This is a genomic window from Sphingomonas sp. NPDC019816, from assembly GCF_050274375.1.
In the GTDB taxonomy this organism is placed as follows: domain Bacteria; phylum Pseudomonadota; class Alphaproteobacteria; order Sphingomonadales; family Sphingomonadaceae; genus Sphingomonas.
The window spans coordinates 1-1,244 of the sequence record NZ_JBNNOB010000275.1; the positions used below are offsets into that span (position 1 = coordinate 1).

Genomic DNA, 1,244 nt, shown 5'->3' on the forward strand with positions numbered 1-1,244 from the left:
ACCCTTTTTCCCGCCACGGGGCGCTTTTGCGCTTTCTTCTTTTTTCTTTTTTTTTTTTTTCCGCGCACATATTCGCTGCGCACGGTGTGGCCGGGGCCCTTCGGCGCGATCATGATGACGTCGATGTCGGCGGGCGGCTCGATCAGGCCGAAATGCACGTTCAGGCCGTGCGCGAAGGCGAGCGCGGCGCCGGGCTTCATATTGCCCTTCAGGTCGGCGTCATAGATCGCGGCCTGATGCTCGTCGGGGGCCAGGATCATCAGGATGTCGGCCCAGCCGGCCGCTTCCTTGTTCGACATCACCTTAAACCCGGCGCCTTCCGCCTTGGCGGCCGAGGCCGAACCGGGGCGCAGCGCGATCGCGACATTCTTGACGCCCGAATCGCGCAGGTTCTGCGCATGGGCATGACCCTGCGAGCCGTAACCCAGGATGGCGATGTTCTTCTCGGAGATCAGGTTCAGATCGGCGTCGCGATCATAATACACACGCATTGGCTTCTTCCCTTTCAAATGCTCCGTCATGCCAGCGCAGGCTGGCATCTGCTGCGGTGAGGGGCCGGTGCCCCGCCGAGAAGACCCCAGCCTTCGCTGGGGTGACGATGGTTGTGGTGTAATCTTTACGCCGCTTCGGCGCCGCGCGAGATGGCGGCGATGCCGGTGCGGGCGACCTCGACCAGCCCGACTTCGCCCATCAGCTCGACGAACTTGTCGATCTTGGCGATGCCCCCGGTGACCTCGAACACGAAGCTGGAGATCGTCGCGTCGACCACGCGGGCGCGGTACACTTCGGCCAGTCGCAGCGCCTCGATCCGGCGGTCGCCAGTGCCCGACACCTTCACCAGCGCCAGCTCGCGCTCGACATGGTCGCCCAGCACGGTCAGGTCGGTGACCTTGTGGACGGGGACCAGCCGGTCGAGCTGGGCAATGATCTGTTCCATCACCGGCGGCGAGGCGCTGGTGACAATGGTGATGCGGCTGACCGCCTTGTCGGCGGTGATCTCCGACACGGTCAGGCTTTCGATATTATAGCCGCGCGCGGTGAACAGACCCGCGATCCGGGCGAGGATGCCCGGTTCGTTGTCGACGATCACCGCCAGCGTGTGGCGTTCCACCTGTTCGGTCTTGATGTGCATCGGTCTTCTTTCTGCGCACCCGCGATGACGGGCCGTATATCCTCTCCCCTCCCGCAGGCGGGAGGGGCCGGGGGAGGGAAGGCGAGGGAAGGGAAAGCCCTCCCCTAACCCC

Annotated in this window: 2 protein-coding genes; both read right to left on the minus strand. The window is 64.4% G+C overall.

What is annotated here, in order from left to right:
* Nucleotides 1-491, minus strand: a 491-nt coding sequence (locus tag ACQKJZ_RS19380; protein WP_427733341.1) for an NAD(P)-dependent oxidoreductase, incomplete at its 3' end; no start/stop codon positions are given.
* 125 nt (nucleotides 492-616) lie between these two features.
* Complete coding sequence (ilvN, locus tag ACQKJZ_RS19385) at nucleotides 617-1,132, minus strand: acetolactate synthase small subunit (protein WP_076709953.1); 516 nt, start codon at nucleotides 1,130-1,132, stop codon at nucleotides 617-619.
* Nucleotides 1,133-1,244: the final 112 nt, after the last annotated feature.